This is a genomic window from Candidatus Spongiihabitans sp. (assembly GCF_965247905.1).
Lineage (GTDB): Bacteria > Pseudomonadota > Gammaproteobacteria > Arenicellales > Poriferihabitantaceae > Spongiihabitans.
Genome location: NZ_OZ252047.1, coordinates 398,701 through 418,972, shown reverse-complemented (window position 1 = coordinate 418,972; position 20,272 = coordinate 398,701). Strand labels below are relative to the sequence as shown.

The window sequence follows — 20,272 nt, the reverse complement described above, 5'->3', positions numbered from 1 at the left end:
AAAATGCGGATGGAAGTTTAAATTCCCGCTGACAATTTAATGCTCGCATCCACGGCAAACCAAAATCCCGTCACCCGGCGCAGCGCAATTATCGGGTTTTCACTGGGCACGTTGTTTTTCGGCTACGCCTTTATCCAGCGCGTTGCGCCGAGCATTATGACCAATGAATTGATGCGGGATTTTGCGGTCGGTGGCACCGCGCTCGGTTCATTGTCGGCATTTTATTTCTACGCCTACGCCTCCATTCAACTGCCTGTGGGCATACTTACCGATCGTTACGGGCCGCGCAAATTGATGAGTTTTGCGGCCGCTTTATGCGCGATTGCTTCCCTTGGTTTTGCGCTCAGTGATTCGCTTATTACCGCATCAATCGGACGTGGTTTTATTGGCGCGACGGTCGCATTTGCCTTTGTCGGCACGTTGGCCATTGCCGGGCACTGGTTTAAACCAGCACAGTACGCCATGCTGGCGGGTATACTTCAGACGGTCGGCATGACTGGCGCGATATTTGGACAGGCGCCGCTGCGCTATGTTGTGGAATCCGTTGGCTGGCGTGGCATAATGGGCCTTTTGGCAATGATCGCCTTGGCACTATCGGTGTTGCTGTTTATGCTGGTGCCGCAGCGCTCGCAGGCGCAAAGAAAAGTTGAGGCGCGCAGTGGCGTGCTGGATGGCGTGCGCTTGGCGGCATCCAATCCACAAACCTGGTTGTGCGCGTTAATCGGCTTCGGCCTGGCCTCCATTATGCTCGGCTTTGGCGCTTTGTGGGCAGTGCCATGGCTGAACACGGTGCATGGCTATTCGACCACAGAGGCGGCCGGGATTGCCTCGATGCTGTTCGTAGGGTGGGCGGTTTTTTCACCGCTGATGGGCTGGATGTCAGATCGAATGGGGCGCCGCAACCCGATCATGATACTCGGCTCAATAATTTGTCTCATCACCTTTGCAGTAATTATTTTCATTACCCCGACAAATACCGCGATATTAATGACACTGATATTTATCACCGGCCTCGGTGGCAGCACGATGACGATATGTTTCAGTTCGGTAAAAGAGCACAACAGCCTGGATTGCAGTAGCACGGCACTCAGCCTGATGAATATGTGCGTTGTCGGATCGGGTGCGGTAATGCAGCCGCTGATTGGCGGGTTGCTCGACTGGAATTGGGACGGTACGGTTATAGACGGTGTACGAGTTTATTCGGCCGTCACCTACACGATTGCACTATCCAGTTTGTTAGTGGTCACAGCAGGCGCACTTATCGGCACACTGTTATTGCGCGAAACCCGGTGCAAACAAGTGGGATAGATGATGTAGTTCGGTGACGCTCTTTATTTTAGGCCGAGCAGAAAAGAAAAAGCCCCCGAGAACTTAAATAAGTGCGAGGGCTTTGGTCGCTTGGAAGCGGAGCCTACGAAATATTCATTTCATTGGTATGAAAAGCAAATCGATAGGCCTTGGTCGGTTATACTAATGTACGAATAGTACACTAGGATTAAAAAATGAGCAAGAAAATATTAGGGCTGGATTTGGGCAGTAATTCAATAGGTTGGGCACTACTGGAAGAAAAAGACGGGCAAGCCGTTAAAATCATTGACATCGGCACCCGCATCTTTACCAAGGCGGTGGAAGAGAAGGTTCCAACCCCGAAAAACCAGAAACGTCGTCAAATGCGTTTAGGTAGGCGCGTGCTCCAAAGGCGCGCAAGACGCAAGCAAAAAATGCTCAATTATTTGGTGTCGCTTGATTTGCTCCCCAAGGAATTGCTGGGCAATACCGAACCGGAAAAATTATTAAACCAAATTGGTGACCCGTACGAGTTGCGCACGAAGGCGTTGGACGAGCGATTGTCTCCACACCAATTGGGACGTATTTTATTGCACTTTGTTGCGAGGCGAGGGTTTTTGAGTAGCAAAAAGCAAGCGGCGGGGGATTTGGTGGATGATCCGGATACGATGCGCTATTTGAATAAACTGGACGCTAAAACCGATTCCAGTCAGGACAAAGAAGAAGGTGATTTCAAGGCGGATATTGCCAAAGTTTATCGGGATATTGAAGATGAGAGTGCAAGGACTTTGGGCGAGTATTTGTATCGTTCGAAAAACAGGGTCAAGCGAAACCGTGCACATGAGGGCGGGCACCTGCGTACGGACCGTGCCATGTATCAAGATGAACTAAAACAAATCTGGCAAAAACAGGTCTCCTATTTCGCCTACCTGCCTGATGACTTTATGGCGGATAACAAAGGCGTTAAAAAAATCATTTTTTATCAACGCCCGCTCAAACTCAAAAAAGATCGCGTTGGGAGATGTTCATTGGAGCCAAAACACTATCGTGCAAATACGGCGCGTTTGGAAGTACAACGGTTCCGCTATCTGCAAGATATTAATAATTTAAAATATTTGGATCGGCACTTGAATAAATTGGTATCAATAAAAGATGCGGAAAAAGCGAAACTCGTTACCTATTTTGATCATCATCCAAAAATTACAATAACGAAACTCAAAAACGAATTAAATCTGGATAGATTCACGCAAATAAATTTGGATGCGAAAAACTTGAAGGGTAATATCACCGCCTGCGAAATTCGATCCGTCATCGGGGAGCAATGGGATGAAATGAGTGATACGAAGCAAAAGTCCTTGTTCGAGGATTTGTTCACCATTAAGAAAAAATCCGCCCTCAAAAATAGACTGATAGTTCATTGGAATTTTGACAAACAAACGGCCATCAAACTATGTTTGTTGGAGTTTGAGCCCTCACATTCCAATCATTCGCTTAAAGCCATAAACAAACTACTGCCGCATTTGGAAAAAGGCATGATTTACAGCGATGCGCGTCAGGCGGCTGGCTATGGTTATGAGATCAAGGAAATTGAAGTCCAGGAAAAACTATCCTCTCCACCTGAAACATCCAACCCGATTGTTAACAAAGGGTTGCACGAGTTACGGCGTGTGGTCAATGCCCTCATCAAGGAATACGGAAAACCCGATGCTATTCGCATTGAAATGGCACGAGATTTAGAAATGAATACAGAGAGGGTAAAAGATTTTATAAAACAACAAAAACAAAATGAAAAAACCAACGAAGATGCCCAGAATGCTTTCACCGAGGAAACAGGTAGAAAATATTCTTCTCGTGATGACAATATTAAATATCGCTTATGGCTAGAGCAAGAATGTCTCTGTATTTACAGCGGGGTTACTATTTCAAGAGCGCAGTTATTTTCAGATGCAATTGAAATAGATCATATTGTGCCGAAAAGTTTGTGTTTGGACGATTCGTATATCAATAAAGTAGTTTGTTTGACCAGAGAAAATCGATTCAAAGGTCAAAGAACACCTGTCGAAGCATGGGGTAGAGACGAGGAAAAATGGAATCAAATCACCCAGAGAATAGACAGCATCTATAAAGATCGTCCACGGAAAAAATACAGAAAATATTCCACTCACCCGAAAAAGAAACAGTTCTATATGAAGCAAGAGGATATAGAGAAAAAATACGGGATGTCTGCTGCACAATTAAATGACACTCGTTATATTTCAACCGTGACTCAAGAATATGTCAAAGAATTGGGGTGCGATGTTTCTGTTACCAAAGGAGCGATTGTCGCAGAAGTTCGATACTGGTGGGGTTTAAATAGTTTGCTTGGGAAAACGGACCAAAAAAAACGCACCGACCATCGGCATCATGCCATTGACGCGGCAGTTATTGCTTGCATTAATCGGCAATTTCACACAAAGGCAACTCAAAGTATCAAAAGAAGTGAAGAGACCGGGCAGAAGGTCCAGTTGAATGTCCCGTATCTTCGTTTCAGAACGGAACTAGAGGAAAAACTCGAACGAATTGTCGTCTCACACGCGCCACAACGAAAGCTCTCGGGAAGTTTGCACAAAAAAACTGGATATGGACATATTAAAGGAAAATGGCTTGTTACTCGACATCCTCTCAACGCAGAGTTCACTGAATCTAATGCCGACACCATTGTTGATAGTATGATTAGAAAGATTGTGCTGAGTCACCTGGAAAAATATGGAAATGATCCTAAAAAAGCATTTTCTGAAAAGAGAAACTTTCCAAAGGTAGGGAAAAATGTTATCAAAAGAGTTCGTATTCTTAAACCAAAAACGACATTTAATAACACAATTTCCAAAGAACATCTAGAGTCCCAAAAATTTGGGATTAAAAATACCGAAGGAAAGTATTTTAAATGGCACGATTTTGGCAATATCCACCATATAGAGATTATTCGACATAAACAAACAGGGGAAATCAAAGGTGAATTTGTAACAATGATGCTTGCCTCGCACCGCGTCAAAGGTATTAATATGCCTAAACAACCAATGATTAAAGTCTACCACGGCAAGGATTATGAGTTTTTGATGGCTTTGCATATTAATGATACCGTGAGTATTGCAAACGAAAACGGCGAGTGCGTATTTTATCGAGTACAAAAATTGGATTCGGGCACAAACAGAATCATGTTAAGACTTTCCAAAGCAGCTACTTTAGATAAAAAAGATGAAGAACTTCTCCTTACTATTAACCAGAAAAATTTTGAAAAACATAAAATTCAATTACACCACATAAACGCCATCGGATATCCAGTCAATGATTAAACGCATTGTGGATATATCCGAGCAAGCCTACATCCACATCAAGCATCAACAGTTATTGATTGACAAAGAGGGAGAAACGATAGGGCAAATCCCCATTGAGGATTTGGGGGTATTGATATTGCAGCACCCCGCTATTGTCATCACTCAAACGGTGATCATCGCGTGCCAGCAGAACAATGTTGCAATCGTATTTTGCGATGAAAGGCATTTGCCTTATTCGGTAATACTTCCGGTTAGCGATGGCCATACCCTGCATCAAAAAGTGATGCGGTTGCAGATAAAAGCAAAGAAGCCCGTGGCAAAGCGGATCTGGAAACAAATTGTGCAACAGAAAATTATAGAACAAGAAAAGACGCTATCTCTGGCCGGCACGGACACCGCCATACTTGGCCGATTGGCTTTGAAAGTTAAATCTGGGGACACGGAAAATCACGAGGCACAAGCGGCGCAACATTACTGGCCTCGTTTGTTCGGGAAGTCATTTAGAAGGAACCATGAAACGGCGGGCGTGAATACATTGCTTAACTATGGGTATGCCGTTGTGCGCGCATTGGTTGCTCGCGCTATCGTCGCAAGTGGACTCCACCCAGCAATCGGCATCCATCATCACAATCAATACAACGCCTTATGTCTTGCAGACGATTTAATGGAGCCATTTCGTCCATGGGTGGATTGGTTGGTTTACCAAATCTGGATAGCAAATAAAAAGGTGGAAATTGACAAGGATACAAAGCAAATCATCTTGGGGCTTTTAAGTGAAACAGTACGGATAAATAAAAAAACAATGCCGATGATGATAGCCTGTCATTATCTTGTTGCTGATTTCAAACGGTGCCTGGACGGGTCTTTAGAAAACATTAAATATCCAGTATTGGCGAGCAGAGTATGAATGTAATCTTCGGAGGCTTAAAAAGTATGTGGGTAATTGTTTTGTTTGATTTGCCAGCGGATACCAAGCAAGCCCGTAGGCAGTACACCCTGTTTAGGAAAAAGCTTCTAAATGATGGTTTTGGAATGATGCAATACTCAGTTTACTATCGGCATTGCGCCAGCGATGAGAATGCACACGTCCATTCAAAACGAGTAAAATCGGTCTTACCGCCAGAAGGCGAAGTGCGGATTATTAAAATAACCGACAAACAGTTTGGCAAAATTGAGGTTTACTATGGAAAAAAGCGAAAACCAATCGAGAGAACCCCTGTTCAACTCGAACTTTTTTGAAGAATATTTCCGATATATCCAAACAATTCATATAGTTACATCACAGATAGTATAACCGACCAAGGGCTATCTGCAATTCACAACGACCTGGGCCACCAGGCCCAGATGACCGGAAGTATAACCGACCAAGGGCTATCTGCAATTCACAACGACCTGGGCCACCAGGCCCAGATGACCGGAAGTATAACCGACCAAGGGCTATCTGCAATTCACAACCCGATAGAGGCATGAGGTTTTAATCCCGCTAAGTATAACCGACCAAGGGCTATCTGCAATTCACAACCGATAGAGGACTGAGGTTTCAATCCCGCTAAGTATAACCGACCAAGGGCTATCTGCAATTCACAACCGATAGAGACCCGAGGTTTCAATCCCGCTAAGTATAACCGACCAAGGGCTATCTGCAATTCACAACCGATAGAGGGAAGAGGTTTCAATCCCGTTAAGTATAACCGACCAAGGGCTATCTGCAATTCACAACACAAAGCAGAAGGACGCGGAAACTAATCGGAGTATAACCGACCAAGGGCTATCTGCAATTCACAACCGATAGAGTGCTGAGGTTTCAATCCCGCTAAGTATAACCGACCAAGGGCTATCTGCAATTCACAACCGATAGAGCATCGAGGTTTCAATCCCGCTAAGTATAACCGACCAAGGGCTATCTGCAATTCACAACCGCATTGCCAACGCAGTGCCAGCCCATTGGAGTATAACCGACCAAGGGCTATCTGCAATTCACAACTCAACATACAGGGTATTGCCAAATCCCTGAAGTATAACCGACCAAGGGCTATCTGCAATTCACAACCGCAATGCTCGCACTCCATATTGGGGATTAGTATAACCGACCAAGGGCTATCTGCAATTCACAACCGCCCGCGCCTTTGGCCCATATCCGAATCGAGTATAACCGACCAAGGGCTATCTGCAATTCACAACCGGATGACAAACGGCACGTCGAGGGACCGGAGTATAACCGACCAAGGGCTATCTGCAATTCACAACCGGATAGGGGTTGCCCTCGCGGTCGCGCAGAGTATAACCGACCAAGGGCTATCTGCAATTCACAACTTTGGTGACGGCGGGGTATATCGAAGCTTAAGTATAACCGACCAAGGGCTATCTGCAATTCACAACTCGTTGGATGACTATGTGCTGCGGTTGCGGAGTATAACCGACCAAGGGCTATCTGCAATTCACAACCACCAACTCATTGCAACCACCCCCCTATTTAGTATAACCGACCAAGGGCTATCTGCAATTCACAACCGCCATCACCGCGACCTCCTCACCGCAACAAGTATAACCGACCAAGGGCTATCTGCAATTCACAACCATCAGTCGGTAATATTGTCCAGATACCGAAGTATAACCGACCAAGGGCTATCTGCAATTCACAACCCGACGTGGTCGGTGCTGAAGTGCGTGACAAGTATAACCGACCAAGGGCTATCTGCAATTCACAACAAAGGTTATCAACGGCACGTCGATGACGATAGTATAACCGACCAAGGGCTATCTGCAATTCACAACTTTCTTGTTCATGCGCTTTCCGCTTCTCTTAGTATAACCGACCAAGGGCTATCTGCAATTCACAACCGATGGCGCGTCGAAGCGGGCCACGGTCGCAGTATAACCGACCAAGGGCTATCTGCAATTCACAACTGGAGCGCGGTCAACGCGCTGAAGGAAAAAAGTATAACCGACCAAGGGCTATCTGCAATTCACAACCTTTTGGCAATCGTTGTATTTGGTCTGCCAAGTATAACCGACCAAGGGCTATCTGCAATTCACAACGTTCGTCAACGCGGTGCAAACTGATGTCTAAGTATAACCGACCAAGGGCTATCTGCAATTCACAACTGCATGGTGCGATAGCCCGGGCCCGACTCAGTATAACCGACCAAGGGCTATCTGCAATTCACAACCCTACGGGGGGGGGGGGGGGGGGGTGCTATGCGAGATTTTCCCATTAGTTATTCAGCTTCCACTTTCGCCCCAACTCACGAAAGAATCCTCGTTCTTGTTGCAGCCCTATCCAGATGTTAACGAAATTAAGCCATACCTGATCAGATTGTGGCATGAGCATGGCAACTGGCGTGCGCGCCCTGGCTTCCGCTACCGGGACAATCATCATGTCGGGGTATTGTTCCACCAATTTATAAGCCTCCACATTGGATGTGATGTGTGCATCAGCACGACCAGCCAAAACCTCTTGAAAGTCTCGGGCCGGCGCTTCCACTATCTTATGTCACGCATTAGGGAAGAATTTTTTAACCTGGTCTTCTTGAGTTGTTCCAAGAGTTGCCGCAACGATCACATCCGCGTTATTCAGATCTTCCCAACTACTAAAGCGATCAGCGTGTTTCTTGAGTGTCAGCGGCACGGTTGCCACGGAGAAATAACTATCAGAGAAGCCAGCGACTTTTGCGCGACTAGCCTGAATTGAAGCACTGCCGGTCAGGTGGTATTTCCCAGAGACGATGCCGTTAACAAGCGTCTTCCAGTCAGTTGGCACAAATTCAACTTCTACGCCAAGATCATTGGCTAGTGCCGTCATTACGTCTATGTCATAGCCTGTATAGCTATTAGTGGCTGGATTTTTCATTGTCATGGGGTTCCAATCATCGGTAGTGCCGACCTTTAACGTTCCAGAATCGAGAATGTCTTGCAAGGCACTATCAGCGAATGCGAATTGACCGACACATAAAGTGAGTGCGGCGGTGCTAATTATTGATTTGATTGTCTTTGGAATTTTCATCATTTCTCCATATACTAAATAACATTTAAGATTCGTCATTTTAAAGAGCACTATAACAAACTGCGAACAAACCACAAGCTGCATTACACTGTTATACCTGTGCATAATAGCTCACGCACAAACATTTAAAAAAAAATATCAATGCAACTCTTGACCACAATCCTGTTTTGAACCTCGACACCCAAAGCCCCGTTATCCAAATCAGCGACGTGAGCAAGTGGTTTGGTGCGTTCCGAGCGCTAAACAGTATTAGTCTTGACGTGAGACCAGGAGAGCGGGTTGTTGTTTGCGGACCATCTGGATCAGGAAGAATCGACTCTTATTCGCTGTATTAATCGATTGGAGCGCCATGAAAAAGGGGCGATTGTTGTGAATGGATACGAACTTAATGATAGTAAAAAAAATATTGTTGCCGCTCGAAATTATATTGGCATGGTGTTCCAGCACTTCAATCTGTTTCCGCATCTCACGGCGCTTGAAAATTTGACCTTGGGATTGACTCGAGTACGCCGGTTCTCTCGGGTCGAAGCGGAACAACACGCAACGAAATATCTTAATCAAGTCAATATCGCCGATCAGTCAAATAAACTGCCCCGCCAATTATCTGGCGGGCAACAACAACGTGTCGCTATTGCTAGATCGTTATGTATGGAACCCAAAATCATGTTGTTTGATGAGCCTACATCCGCATTAGATCCGGAGATGATTTCCGAGGTATTGGAGGTCATGATCAACTTGGCGGAATCAGGTATGACGATGATTTGTGTTACCCATGAAATGGGTTTTGCCCGTAAAGTTGCTGATACGATGGTGTTCATGGACAATGGAAAATTGATCGAAAAATCCACTCCAAACAAGTTTTTCACCGAACCGGAAAGTGATCGATGTCAGAAATTTTTACAGCAGATATTGCATCACTAGTTATGAAGCAGCTGGGAAACGGAATTAAACTGAGCATCCTCTGTTTGATAACGGTAACGCTTGCTGGATGTGGTGACGTTAATTGGGGCTGGTATGTGGTTTCTCCCTTCAAGAGCGCAGGTCAAACAAATCTGCAATTTTTAATAGGCGGACTTTGGAATACCTTATTGCTATCCTTCACGGCGATCGTGATTTCGATTGTGGCGGGATTACTTGTCGCTTTACCCGGATTGTCTTCAAAAAAACATTGGCGAATGGTCAATCGGGTGTACGTCGAGATCGTTAGAGCGATACCTATTTTAGTATTAATTTTATGGGTTTATTATGGTTTGCCTATAGTTGCAGGTATTGAGGTTAACGTTTTTTGGGCCGGGGTTATTGCGCTGGCGTTGTCGGACAGCGCGTTTCAAGCGGAAATTTTTCGCGCGGGGATTCAGTCTATCGATAAAGGGCAAAAAGAAGCCGCCCTTTCTATTAACCTGGGTTACCCTGATACCATGCGCTTCGTTATCCTGCCCCAGGCGATTCGTCGCGTGTTGCCAGCATTGGGCAATCAATTGGTCTATATGCTCAAGATGTCTTCTCTTGTTTCAATTATTGGTATGCAAGAATTAACCCGCCGGGCCAACGAATTAGTCGTTATCGAATACCGTCCGCTGGAAATCTATACGGTGCTGGTAATCGAGTACTTGGCATTGATATTGATTGTCTCCGCTGGTGTCAGACGGCTAGAGAGAAGACTGGGGGCGGATCAAAGTACCTAGATTGCTTGAGATTAGGGAGGCTATTTTTGCCGTAGTTGGAAAATTTACGCCTTTATAATACCCACCTTTATAATATCCAATGGTGTCCCCCTGAGTGGTCACGCCCAGCCCGTTCACCAGGCGATTTGAATAGCTGAAATAAGCGGTCGTTTGATTGACTTGAAAAATTTCACCACCATCACATCCAGCGTTTTTCAGGTTTTAAAGTCAGCTTCATTCATATCCGCAACTTCGAGAAACCAAAATGGCGGCGCATTATCTTCGTTATGCAATGCGTTGCGATAAAGCGCGTTAGTGGAATCCACGCAACGATGTTTTCCATGACGCCCGCGCCATCATATCTTCTTTGCAGGAATGACTTCATCAGAGCGTGGAAAAGCAGGTTTGCCGATTCAATCTGGAGCGGATGGTTGCAAGAGCCGCGCCCCACAAGCGTTTTTCTATGGATTCGATGTGTTCGCGTTGTGGTATGTGCGGGCGGCCCTCCGCAACCATGGATCAGGCTTGCAGTTTTCTATTATTCGCGAGTTGCTTGACCAGATCGCTGGCACTGGTTTGAAACCAGCCTGGCGCCATTCCATGAACGAATGCCATTATCGCCGCTTTCAAACAATTTCCAGCGTAACGAAATGCCACGCCCTGGTGTTCAAAGTAACTTTCTTCAACTTCGGCTAAGTGAGATCTGCTGGCATTAAACATAGTATATTTTGGCGTAGGGAGCACGGGGCATGGTACCGAGGAAAGGACTTGAACCTTCACGGGCAATCGCCCACTAGCACCTGAAGCTAGCGCGTCTACCAATTCCGCCACCTCGGCATGAAAATGAAGGTGGACTGTACCTATTGCGCCATTGCATGTCAATTTAGCCCGCGTTTGGACTGCGTTCTTGTTTGATATTGCGGCTTGCTATTGTATAGGCTCAGATTCACATGAGGGTATAAGAGGATAAAAAATCGGGCGGTCTGAGATGAAATCCATTCACTGGAATCACCGCCGGCGGCATGAACGTTGACGGCGACCGCGATCAACCCGGAACTCGCCCGCTGCCCGCGGCCCCATAATCCTTGCCGGCCGGCCGATGGCTTGGCATGAAAACACCAAATCAGGCATTATTCGGCATCAACCCACCTGTTGCACTTCGGGGTTGAATTCAAGAACCCGGACAAGTAGTTGACCTTATGACCAACAACGAGTAGTCTGTTTGCCCGATTTCTCCGTATACACCAACAAAGAGTCAGTCATGCGAGTAGCCATTTTAGGAGGGCCCGGTTCCGGTAAGGGCACCCAAGCGAAGATATTAGCGCAGCGATACCGCGTTCCCCAAATCTCAACCGGTGATCTGTTAAGGGAAGCATTGAAAAATGATGAAGTCCTGAATGAGGAAACCAAACAGGCCATGGCCGAAGGGCGGCTGGTGGATGATCAGGTTGTGCTCAAATTGCTGGAGGAAAGACTGCGAAAAAGGGACGCCAAGCGCGGCTTTATTATCGACGGCTACCCGCGCAACATTCCCCAGGCGCAGGCTTTGGACACCTTGTTGGGCATGTTGGGCAAGACGTTGCAAATTGCAATCAACATCGACGTTGATGACAATGCTTTGGTTAAAAGGATAATTGGCAGGATGGGCTGTGATAAGTGCGGCGCGATCTACAATAAGCACTTTTCGCCACCGGCGGTTAAAAACAAATGCGATAAATGCGGCGGCGTGTTGGCGTCCCGGGTTGACGACACCGCAAAGACCGCGCGAGTGCGCATTGGCGTCTATCACGCAGAAACCATGCCGCTTATCACCTATTACCGCGCCCAGCACAAATTGCGCACCATGCCGGGCGCCGGCGAAGTCGATGAAATCCATCAAAAGTTGTGCGAGATTGTTGATCTGGAAATTCGGCCTTTGGAGATTAAAACACTGGAGACTGCGGCCGACACAAACGATGAAATGGATGCAACGATTATTGCCGGCGGCCAAATAAACCGCGTCGGGTTGGAGGCTACGGCAAACCAGGCATCGCCAAAAAAGAGAACCGCAACCCGTGCCACAATAAAAGGCGCCGCTGCAACACAGGCAAGCAAAAAAACCGCCCGGAAAAAGATAGCAAGGAAAAAGGCGGCCGGGAAAACGCTCTCCGAAAAGAAGGTGACGGCGAAAAAATCAAAAACCGCCAAAAAAACAACGCGGAAAAAGAAAGCGGCGAGCAAGTCAATCAGCAAGGCGGTAACAAGAAAAAAACCGATAAGCAAAAAGAACAAGGCAGCTGCAATCGTGACCAAGCCTGCAGCAACAAAGGTAGCCAAAAAAACGTCTAAAAAATCAACCAGAAAACCGGTTTCAAGGAAACCGAGCCAAAAAAACCAATGACTAAAAAGTCGGTAGCCAAAAAAACGGCTTCAAAAAAACCGGCATCAAAGAAATCAACTGCCAGGAAAACGGCTAAGAAAACGGCCACAAAAACAATCGGGACGAAAATAGCCAAGCAGAGTCTGGCTAAAAAAACAGCGAACAAGAAAGCGGTCAAGCGGCCGGCAAAGAAGATCGCGAAAAAGAAAGCCAAGAAATAAAGTTGTGCGGAGTTTGAGCTGGTTTATGGTTGGTCATCCACAACAGGGCGCTTTTCCTGGCATCCGGCCGCGACGGATGCGCAAGGATGAATTTAGCCGCAGATTGATGCGCGAATCCATGTTGACCACTAACGATTTGATACAACCGGTGTTTGTTATGGAAGGCAACGCTAAAACCGAGCCGGTTTCTTCCATGCCGGGCGTTTCAAGAAGGTCAATCGATTTATTGGTCGAGAAATGCAAGACTTTTTATGCGTTGGGCATTCCAGCGATAGCGTTATTTCCAGTCACGCCGTTGGCGGTAAAATCCGACGGCGCCGAGGAAGCCTGGAATGATAAAGGATTAATTCCACGAGCCATTAAAGCCATTAAAAACGCCGTGCCGGATTTAGGCGTGATCACTGATGTTGCGTTGGACCCGTATACCCGCCACGGCCAGGATGGGCTGACCGACCAAACCGGCTATGTGGTCAATGAAAGAACGGTGGAGGCATTGATGAAACAGGCGCTGTGCCATGCCGATGCCGGCGCGGATGTGGTTGCGCCATCGGATATGATGGATGGCCGGGTTGGCGCGATTCGGCAGGCCTTGGAGGACAACGGCTTTTCCAATACAAAAATTCTGTCCTATGCCTCAAAGTACGCCTCCAACTACTACGCGCCGTTCCGGGATGCCGTTGGCTCAACCGGGAACTTGGCCGGCGCAAACAAATACAGTTATCAAATGGATCCGGCGAATGGCGATGAAGCGTTGCGGGAGGTGGCGCTGGATATTGCCGAAGGCGCGGATATGATTATGATCAAGCCGGGAATGCCCTATTTAGATATTATTTGGCGGGTAAAGGAAGCTTTTGGCATGCCAACATTCGCCTACCAGGTCAGCGGCGAATATGCGATGTTCAAAGCGGCAAGCGCACAGGGATGGCTCGAGGAAAAACCAGTGGTGCTGGAGGCGATGATGGGTTTTAAGCGCGCCGGTTGTGACGGAATTCTAACTTACTACGCGGAGCAAATTGCCCATTGGTTACAAGCCGACGCCTGAGAAAATCCCCTGAGAAATTTCCGTGAGAAATTCCCGACTTAGTCAAGTGCCAGCTCGATAATACCGTTATCTTGGCAGTCAATGCCTGTTGTTCGGAATTGACAGGACAATCCGCCTCCCGCAATTTCGCGTAAAATATAAGATTCACAATATTCTTTATATTAGTATTGCTATCAATGAGCAAACACGTTCCCACAGAAATAAATTTAAATCGGCGCGCCAGAATATTGACGGTGACGTTTGATGACGAATCATTTGATTTAAGTTGCGAGTACCTGAGAGTGCATTCTCCGTCCGCTGAAGTGAAAGGCCATGGGCCGGGGCAGGAAGTGCTGCAAATTGGCAAGGAGCGCGTCAACATTGACGCCATTGAGCCGATTGGAAATTATGCGATCAAGCCGGTATTCGATGATGGTCACAACACCGGCATTTTTTCCTGGGAAACGCTGTATCAACTCGGCAAGCATCAGGCGGAAAACTGGGCCATTTATATGCAAAGATTGGATGAAGCCGGCCATTCCAGAAAATTGGACGCATGATTTTTGGCGCGCCTTTAGGTCGCACGAGTTAAATTTGATGAACCAACCGCAAAGCCGCGCATCCGAGCGCACCGAAAATCAAACCCATTTTGGTTATCAACAGGTGGATGAATCGGCCAAGGAAAAGTTGGTCGGCGATGTGTTCAGTTCGGTGGCATCGAAATATGACCTCATGAACGATATCATGTCGTTCGGGCTGCATCGATTATGGAAGCGATTTGCGGTTTGCCTGAGCGGGCTTAAGCCGGGCGGGCATGTGTTAGAGGTTGCCAGCGGCAGCGGCGACCTGGCGCGTCACTTTGCCAAGCAGGTTGGACCAAGCGGAAGAATCGTGCTGACCGATATCAATGCGGATATGCTGGCCTTAGGAAAATCAAAAATGATCGATGCGGGCTTGGTGGGTAATATCGAATACGCCATCGCCGACGCGGAAAATCTGGAGTTTGAACAAGATCAATTCGATTGCGTCGCTATTTCATTTGGATTACGCAATGTCACGCGCAAAGAGAAAGCATTGGCATCAATGTATCGGGTGCTAAAGCCAGGCGGGCGGATGATGGTATTGGAATTCTCAAAACCAGCGCTGCCCAGGCTCAGTAAAATTTATGACTGTTATTCGTTCAACGCCATTCCAAAAATAGGAAAATGGGTGACCGATGATGAGCGCAGTTATCGGTATCTGGTTGAATCCATACGCCAGCACCCGGACCAGGAAACATTGCGGAAAATGATGCTGGAAGCCGGTTTTGACGAGGTTAAATATCACAACCTGAGTGCCGGCATCGTCGCGCTTCACCTGGGGTTTAAGTTTTAGGTCGCGGCCGCCGCCAATTTTAAGATTTCCAGAATGAGCGCATTTTTTGATTTTTTAAACCGAACTTCCACCGTTCTTTTGAGCGTTGACCCTGATAGCAAGGAAAAGCTCGCCGAACTGGACGGCAAGGTTCTGTGTATTGAAATCACCATGCCGCGCATCACCTTATTTCTGGTTCCAGCAAATGGGGAAATGGAAATTTTGCGGCAATGCAATGCTGAAGCGGATGTCACTTTAACCGGATCGGCGATGGCGTTTGCCAAACTCGGCACAGCGGGAACCGGCAGCGGGGTGTTGTCCGACGGACGGGTGACTATGCAAGGCGATGCCGACACCGGGCAGGCTTTTCAGAAAATATTGTCGCAGCTGGACATGGATTGGGAGGAATTGCTGGCTCGGCACATTGGCGACACGCCCGCAAGGAAAGCAGGAAATGTTGCCCGAAATTTCGGCCGCTGGGCTTCGCAGTCGCTGGATTTATCCCGGCACAACGCCGGGGAATTTTTGCAAGAGGAGGCGCGGGTGTTAGTCACTAACCTGGCGATGCAACGATTCCAGGATTCGGTGGATAAGTTGCGCGCCGACACGGACCGCCTGGAACAAAGAATTATGCGTCTGCAGAAAAATCCGCATCCTTAAAGTCTGATAATCCTTAGGCCAATCCTTGACTAAAAACCTTTTCCACTTGCTGAAAATCGCCCGCGTCCTGACCCGACACGGTTTGGACGAATTCGTGTCCGCATTGCATTTATTTCGCCCCTACGCTGTTCTATTCAAACTGATTCCGGTGCGCCGGCAACATGAGTTGCCGAGAGGCGAGCGGCTGCGCATGGCATTGGAGGAATTGGGGCCGGTATTCGTGAAGTTCGGCCAGGTGCTTTCCACCCGCCCGGATTTGTTGCCGGCGGATATCGCCCAGTCTCTTGTCAAGCTTCAAGATCAGGTGCCGCCGTTCCCGGGGGATGAAGCGGTCAAGATTATTGAAGCGGCTTATGGCGACAAACTGGAAAATCACTTTACGACCTTTGAAAAAGAATCCACCGCTTCAGCGTCGGTTGCCCAGGTACACTATGCACAATTACACGATGGTTCTGATGTCGTGGTCAAAGTTTTACGCCCTGACGTTGAATCTATTATCGAAAAGGATCTTGAATTGCTGTATGTGCTGGCGGATTTGGCGGATCGTTATTGGTCTCAGGGAAAACGTTTGAAGCCAAGAGAAATAGTTTCTGACTACGACAAAACCATTCATGACGAATTGGACATGATGCGCGAAGCGGCCAGCGCCAGTCAGCTAAAAGCCAACTTCGAAAATTCCGATTTAATTTATATTCCACAAGTTTATTGGCAGCATACCAATCGCAATGTATTGGTAATGGAAAGAATTCACGGCATCCCCATTCGCGATGTGGCGCGACTAAAAGCCGCCGGCATCGACATGAAAAAGTTAGCCCATGCCGGCGTCGAGATTTTTTTCACGCAAGCCTTTCGCGACGGCTTCTTTCATGCGGATATGCATCCGGGCAATATTTTCGTATCCGAGGATGGGCAATACCGGGCCGTTGATTTTGGCATTATGGGCACATTGAGTACTGCCGATAAACGTTATCTGGCGGAAAATTTACTGGCGTTTTTCAATAGAGATTATCACCGTGTCGCCGATGCGCATATTCGAGCAGGGTGGGTTCCGCCAGGCACCAATACGGAAGATTTCGAAGGCGCAATACGCACCGTGTGCGAGCCGATATTCTCGCGTCCGATTAGCGAAATTTCATTCGGCGTATTTTTAGTGGATCTGTTTCGTGTGGCGCGGCGATTTAATATGCCGGTGCAGCCGCAGTTGGTGTTACTGCAAAAGACGCTGTTGAATATCGAGGGTTTGGGTCGACAGCTTTACCCGCAGCTTGATCTTTGGGAAACCGCCAAGCCATTTCTTGAAAAGTGGACCAACGAACAAATTGGACCGCGCGCCGCGATAAGAACCATCAAGCGCGAGTTGCCGAACCTTTTTACCCTGGCGCCAGAATTGCCGGGGCTGGCGCATCAACTGATGCATCGATTGAAAAACGATGAAATGATCATACGCACCCAGGACCGGGAAGTTGAGAAGTTAAAAAATCAAATTGCCTATCAGCATAACAAAACAATTAAAACAGTGTTTGGCGTTGGATTGCTCATCGCCGCTTTCATCGCGCTTCCTGATCCTCAGCGACTTTCATCAATGCCGCTAATCGGCTGGCTAGCGTTCGCCGGCGGCATGCTGATGCTGCTGTTGGCGAACATGTCCAAACTGGATCGCCGCAACAATTAACCCGGAAATAAATGATGGCTGCTCCCTCGTTTCCCCCTCCATTTCCCCCTCGATTTCAGTGGCAAGACCCATTCTATTTTGATTCTCAACTGCGCGAGGACGAGCGCATGGTGCGCGATAGCGTTCGGGAGTTTTGTGACCATGCACTCATGCCCGGCATCGTGGAAGCCAACCGCTTTGAGAATTTTGATCCAAACATCATGCGGCGGTTTGGCGAGCTCGGCATGTTAGGCAGCACACTGCCGGAGCAATACGGCGGCGCTGGCCTGAACCATGTTTGTTATGGCCTCATCGCCCGGGAAGTTGAGCGCGTGGACAGCGGTTATCGCTCGGCGATGAGCGTGCAATCCTCTTTGGTGATGCATCCGATATACGCTTATGGCAGCGAACAACAAAAACAGAAATACCTGCCCGGATTAGCCACTGGCGAACTAATTGGTTGTTTCGGCCTGACCGAGCCCGATCACGGCTCCGACCCCGGCAGCATGAAAACACGGGCCCGGAAAGTTGATGGCGGCTATCAATTGAACGGCAGCAAAATGTGGATCAGCAATTCACCGATTGCGGACCTTGCCATAGTTTGGGGGAAGCTCGACGGGGTCATCCGCGGTTTCATTCTGGAACGCGATATGGACGGTTTTAGCACGCCAAAGATTGAAGGCAAGATGAGTCTGCGCGCTTCGGTCACCGGTGAAATAGTGATGCAGGATGTGTTTGTGCCGGAAGACAATATTTTGCCCGGGGTGGAAGGGCTAAAGGGCCCTTTCGGATGTTTGAACAAGGCGCGCTATGGCATCGCCTGGGGGGTCTTGGGCGCAGCTGAATTTTGCTGGCACGCTGCCCGCAACTACGCGCTGGCGCGCACCCAGTTTGGACGACCGCTGGCGCAAAACCAACTGATCCAGAAAAAGCTGGTGGATATGCAAACCGAAATTACACTAGGCTTACAGGCCTGTTTGCGAGTAGGACGTTTGCTGGACGATGATGCCTGTGCGGTCGAAAATATTTCCATGATCAAACGCAACAACTGCGGTAAAGCGCTGGATATTGCCAGACAGGCGCGCGATATTCATGGCGGCAATGGCGTGTCCGATGAATACCACGTTATACGTCACATGTGCAATCTCGAATCAGTGAATACTTACGAAGGCACTCACGATATCCATGCGTTGATTCTCGGTCGCGCGCAAACCGGATTGCAAGCCTTTTTCTAATCCTGAAGCGCGACTACAGGTTCGCTCGTTCAACCGAGTTTGAGATGCAAAGGAAACTATTCCACTTGCAAAGGATGCTCTTTCACTTGCAAGCCAAACTCTCTAAAAATAGTCCCAAATCGGCACGAATGTCGGAAACGCTAGACTCCTTGCCACAACCACTTCGTCAAATCCGCGAAAATCGTTGGTTTTACCGGGCAGGAGGCGATGCGCGTGGGTGCCATAATCAGGGGAATGGATTTGACTGAAGACGAAGTGCAAAGGGGGGAAGAAATAGGCGAGAATGTTCAAAAACGCTTGCTTCGTAGCGGAGATAATCTTTTGATAAAACTTGCGCACACATTGCCTAAAGAATCTTACGCAAGACTTGCGCAGATTTTTAGTGATACGCATAAAAACACTGACGAGTAAAATTGCTGGCTTTAAATGGCGGGCAAAAAAAGAAACGGACGAAGAAGCGGGCTTTTAATTAATCGTGTTTTATCGTAAGGTAATAAAATGAACAAGCAAAAAGGTGTGAGAATTACCTACATCACAAAGGACGGCCTGTTACTAATTGCCCAGCAAACCGTGCAGTGTGGCGATACAAAAAATGCACCGTATGTGATAACCGCAGCTAAACCTCCATATCTTCGCTGGCTGAAGTCACCAACCCAGAGGAACTTGGCAAAGAATCTTCCACTTATTGGAACTAAACGAGAATGAAAATTAAACAAGACAAAAAAAAAGCGGGGAATTCGGGCACTGGCAGGAACAGGGAGTTCCCAAGGGATTTTAAAAATAAGATTGTTTGCGGAGACTCTCTTGAAGTCATGAGAGAGATTCCCGATAGGTCAATTGATTTGGTAGTCACATCACCTCCTTATAATTTAAAAAATTCCACCGGCAATGGCATGAAAGGCAGTAGTTGTGGCAAGTGGGCCAACGCCGCATTGCAAAATGGTTATTCGCATCACGATGATTGTATGCCCCATGATAAATATGTTGATTGGCAAAAATCTTGTCTGCAAGAAATGATGCGTATCATACCGGAAGATGGAGCGATTTTTTATAATCACAAATGGCGGGTTCAAAAAGGTCTGCTCCAAGACCGACACGACATAGTCGACGAATTTCCGGTTCGCCAAATTATTATTTGGCGAAGAAAAGGCGGATTCAATTTTAATCCCGGTTATTTTTTGCCAACCTATGAAGTCATTTACCTTATTGCCAAATCCAAGTTTAAACTTTCAGAACAATCAAACAAATATGGTGATGTGTGGGAGTTTACGCAGGAGATGAAAAACGAACATCCCGCACCTTTCCCTATCGCTTTGATTGACAGGATTGTTTCATCCACATCCGCAAAAAGCATACTTGATCCTTTCATGGGTTCCGGCACCACGGCTCTTTCGGCAATCAATGCCGAAGTGGACTACATCGGGATTGATATATCACCTGAGTACTGTAAGATGGCACGAGAACGCATAGAACAGAATATTATTCAGTCGGTTTTGTTTTAAGA

The 20,272-nt window shown here is 47.4% G+C and carries 17 protein-coding genes, 1 tRNA gene, 2 pseudogenes and 1 CRISPR repeat array; of the genes and pseudogenes, 17 read left to right on the top strand and 3 right to left on the bottom strand.

What is annotated here, in order from left to right; translation table 11 throughout:
- Window positions 1-39 precede the first annotated feature (39 nt).
- The 4 genes from ACP158_RS02270 to cas2 all read left to right on the top strand — a co-directional run bounded on the left by ACP158_RS02270 (window position 40) and on the right by cas2 (window position 5,840).
- Complete coding sequence (locus tag ACP158_RS02270) at window positions 40-1,308, top strand: MFS transporter (protein ID WP_424947369.1); 1,269 nt, start codon at window positions 40-42, stop codon at window positions 1,306-1,308.
- A 194-nt stretch (window positions 1,309-1,502) separates the two neighbouring features.
- Entirely contained in the window at window positions 1,503-4,619 is a 3,117-nt protein-coding gene (gene cas9, locus ACP158_RS02265) for a type II CRISPR RNA-guided endonuclease Cas9 (RefSeq protein WP_424947368.1), read from the top strand.
- Window positions 4,612-5,508 carry a type II CRISPR-associated endonuclease Cas1 gene (gene cas1, locus ACP158_RS02260; RefSeq protein ID WP_424947367.1) on the top strand — a complete coding sequence of 299 codons (897 nt, stop codon included), beginning with the start codon at window positions 4,612-4,614 and terminating at the stop codon, window positions 5,506-5,508. The genes cas9 and cas1 overlap by 8 nt, the downstream gene beginning before the upstream one ends.
- The gene (cas2, locus tag ACP158_RS02255; RefSeq protein ID WP_424947366.1) at window positions 5,505-5,840 is read left to right on the top strand and encodes a CRISPR-associated endonuclease Cas2; all 336 of its coding nucleotides are present in this window, start codon (window positions 5,505-5,507) and stop codon (window positions 5,838-5,840) included. The genes cas1 and cas2 overlap by 4 nt, the downstream gene beginning before the upstream one ends.
- A gap of 48 nt (window positions 5,841-5,888) precedes the next feature.
- Window positions 5,889-7,771: direct repeats of the CRISPR family, unit length 36 nt; unit sequence AGTATAACCGACCAAGGGCTATCTGCAATTCACAAC.
- 44 nt (window positions 7,772-7,815) lie between these two features.
- On the opposite strand, the pseudogene ACP158_RS02250 reads toward cas2, so the two are convergent.
- A pseudogene (locus ACP158_RS02250) lies at window positions 7,816-8,604 on the bottom strand (transporter substrate-binding domain-containing protein).
- A gap of 137 nt (window positions 8,605-8,741) precedes the next feature.
- On the opposite strand from ACP158_RS02250, the pseudogene ACP158_RS02245 reads away from it, so the two are divergent.
- Window positions 8,742-9,525 (top strand): annotated as a pseudogene (locus ACP158_RS02245) (amino acid ABC transporter ATP-binding protein).
- Window positions 9,526-9,527: 2 nt separating this feature from the next.
- Window positions 9,528-10,289: an amino acid ABC transporter permease gene (locus ACP158_RS02240; protein WP_424948384.1), complete on the top strand. Its 762-nt coding sequence runs from the start codon at window positions 9,528-9,530 to the stop codon at window positions 10,287-10,289.
- A gap of 498 nt (window positions 10,290-10,787) precedes the next feature.
- Here the strand turns inward: ACP158_RS02240 and ACP158_RS02235 are convergent, their stop codons facing one another.
- Both ACP158_RS02235 and ACP158_RS02230 read right to left on the bottom strand, forming a co-directional pair.
- On the bottom strand, window positions 10,788-10,988 hold the full coding sequence (locus ACP158_RS02235) for a DUF6356 family protein (RefSeq protein WP_424947365.1): 201 nt from the start codon (window positions 10,986-10,988) through the stop codon (window positions 10,788-10,790).
- 30 nt (window positions 10,989-11,018) lie between these two features.
- A tRNA-Leu gene (locus ACP158_RS02230) sits at window positions 11,019-11,105 on the bottom strand.
- 424 nt (window positions 11,106-11,529) lie between these two features.
- Between ACP158_RS02230 and ACP158_RS02225 the strand changes: the two genes are divergently transcribed.
- The 11 genes from ACP158_RS02225 to ACP158_RS02175 all read left to right on the top strand — a co-directional run bounded on the left by ACP158_RS02225 (window position 11,530) and on the right by ACP158_RS02175 (window position 20,270).
- A complete protein-coding gene (locus ACP158_RS02225) occupies window positions 11,530-12,648 on the top strand; it encodes an adenylate kinase (protein WP_424947364.1) in 1,119 nt (372 codons plus the stop codon).
- Complete coding sequence (locus tag ACP158_RS02220; RefSeq protein WP_424947363.1) at window positions 12,645-12,848, top strand: hypothetical protein; 204 nt, start codon at window positions 12,645-12,647, stop codon at window positions 12,846-12,848. Before ACP158_RS02225 ends, ACP158_RS02220 begins: the two co-directional genes overlap by 4 nt.
- A gap of 25 nt (window positions 12,849-12,873) precedes the next feature.
- Window positions 12,874-13,890 (top strand): porphobilinogen synthase, encoded by a 1,017-nt coding sequence (gene hemB / locus ACP158_RS02215; protein WP_424947362.1) that lies wholly within the window; start codon window positions 12,874-12,876, stop codon window positions 13,888-13,890.
- Window positions 13,891-14,066: 176 nt separating this feature from the next.
- On the top strand, window positions 14,067-14,429 hold the full coding sequence (locus tag ACP158_RS02210) for a gamma-butyrobetaine hydroxylase-like domain-containing protein (protein ID WP_424947361.1): 363 nt from the start codon (window positions 14,067-14,069) through the stop codon (window positions 14,427-14,429).
- A gap of 37 nt (window positions 14,430-14,466) precedes the next feature.
- The gene (gene ubiE, locus ACP158_RS02205; protein ID WP_424947360.1) at window positions 14,467-15,243 is read left to right on the top strand and encodes a bifunctional demethylmenaquinone methyltransferase/2-methoxy-6-polyprenyl-1,4-benzoquinol methylase UbiE; all 777 of its coding nucleotides are present in this window, start codon (window positions 14,467-14,469) and stop codon (window positions 15,241-15,243) included.
- A gap of 33 nt (window positions 15,244-15,276) precedes the next feature.
- Complete coding sequence (locus ACP158_RS02200; RefSeq protein ID WP_424947359.1) at window positions 15,277-15,882, top strand: ubiquinone biosynthesis accessory factor UbiJ; 606 nt, start codon at window positions 15,277-15,279, stop codon at window positions 15,880-15,882.
- 25 nt (window positions 15,883-15,907) lie between these two features.
- The gene (ubiB, locus tag ACP158_RS02195) at window positions 15,908-17,554 is read left to right on the top strand and encodes a ubiquinone biosynthesis regulatory protein kinase UbiB (RefSeq protein WP_424947358.1); all 1,647 of its coding nucleotides are present in this window, start codon (window positions 15,908-15,910) and stop codon (window positions 17,552-17,554) included.
- Between the two features lie 14 nt (window positions 17,555-17,568).
- Complete coding sequence (locus ACP158_RS02190; RefSeq protein WP_424948383.1) at window positions 17,569-18,768, top strand: acyl-CoA dehydrogenase; 1,200 nt, start codon at window positions 17,569-17,571, stop codon at window positions 18,766-18,768.
- A 240-nt stretch (window positions 18,769-19,008) separates the two neighbouring features.
- Window positions 19,009-19,179, top strand: coding sequence for a hypothetical protein (locus ACP158_RS02185; RefSeq protein ID WP_424947357.1), 171 nt, complete (start codon window positions 19,009-19,011; stop codon window positions 19,177-19,179).
- 87 nt (window positions 19,180-19,266) lie between these two features.
- Window positions 19,267-19,473, top strand: coding sequence for a hypothetical protein (locus ACP158_RS02180; RefSeq protein WP_424947356.1), 207 nt, complete (start codon window positions 19,267-19,269; stop codon window positions 19,471-19,473).
- Window positions 19,470-20,270, top strand: a complete 801-nt coding sequence (locus tag ACP158_RS02175; protein ID WP_424947355.1) for a DNA-methyltransferase — start codon at window positions 19,470-19,472, stop codon at window positions 20,268-20,270. Before ACP158_RS02180 ends, ACP158_RS02175 begins: the two co-directional genes overlap by 4 nt.
- Window positions 20,271-20,272 lie beyond the last annotated feature (2 nt).

Excerpts from the sequence above, each read along its gene's own strand:
- ACP158_RS02220 (WP_424947363.1), top strand. The coding sequence starts at position 12,645 with ATGACTAAAAAGTCGGTAGCCAAAAAAACGGCTTCAAAAAAACCGGCA.
- ACP158_RS02180 (WP_424947356.1), top strand. The coding sequence starts at position 19,267 with ATGAACAAGCAAAAAGGTGTGAGAATTACCTACATCACAAAGGACGGC.
- ubiE (WP_424947360.1), top strand. The coding sequence starts at position 14,467 with ATGAACCAACCGCAAAGCCGCGCATCCGAGCGCACCGAAAATCAAACC.
- ACP158_RS02225 (WP_424947364.1), top strand. The coding sequence starts at position 11,530 with ATGCGAGTAGCCATTTTAGGAGGGCCCGGTTCCGGTAAGGGCACCCAA.
- hemB (WP_424947362.1), top strand. The coding sequence starts at position 12,874 with ATGGTTGGTCATCCACAACAGGGCGCTTTTCCTGGCATCCGGCCGCGA.
- ACP158_RS02200 (WP_424947359.1), top strand. The coding sequence starts at position 15,277 with ATGAGCGCATTTTTTGATTTTTTAAACCGAACTTCCACCGTTCTTTTG.
- cas1 (WP_424947367.1), top strand. The coding sequence starts at position 4,612 with ATGATTAAACGCATTGTGGATATATCCGAGCAAGCCTACATCCACATC.
- ACP158_RS02235 (WP_424947365.1), bottom strand. The coding sequence starts at position 10,988 with ATGTTTAATGCCAGCAGATCTCACTTAGCCGAAGTTGAAGAAAGTTAC.
- ACP158_RS02210 (WP_424947361.1), top strand. The coding sequence starts at position 14,067 with ATGAGCAAACACGTTCCCACAGAAATAAATTTAAATCGGCGCGCCAGA.
- ACP158_RS02270 (WP_424947369.1), top strand. The coding sequence starts at position 40 with ATGCTCGCATCCACGGCAAACCAAAATCCCGTCACCCGGCGCAGCGCA.
- cas9 (WP_424947368.1), top strand. The coding sequence starts at position 1,503 with ATGAGCAAGAAAATATTAGGGCTGGATTTGGGCAGTAATTCAATAGGT.
- ACP158_RS02175 (WP_424947355.1), top strand. The coding sequence starts at position 19,470 with ATGAAAATTAAACAAGACAAAAAAAAAGCGGGGAATTCGGGCACTGGC.
- ACP158_RS02240 (WP_424948384.1), top strand. The coding sequence starts at position 9,528 with ATGAAGCAGCTGGGAAACGGAATTAAACTGAGCATCCTCTGTTTGATA.
- ACP158_RS02190 (WP_424948383.1), top strand. The coding sequence starts at position 17,569 with ATGGCTGCTCCCTCGTTTCCCCCTCCATTTCCCCCTCGATTTCAGTGG.
- cas2 (WP_424947366.1), top strand. The coding sequence starts at position 5,505 with ATGAATGTAATCTTCGGAGGCTTAAAAAGTATGTGGGTAATTGTTTTG.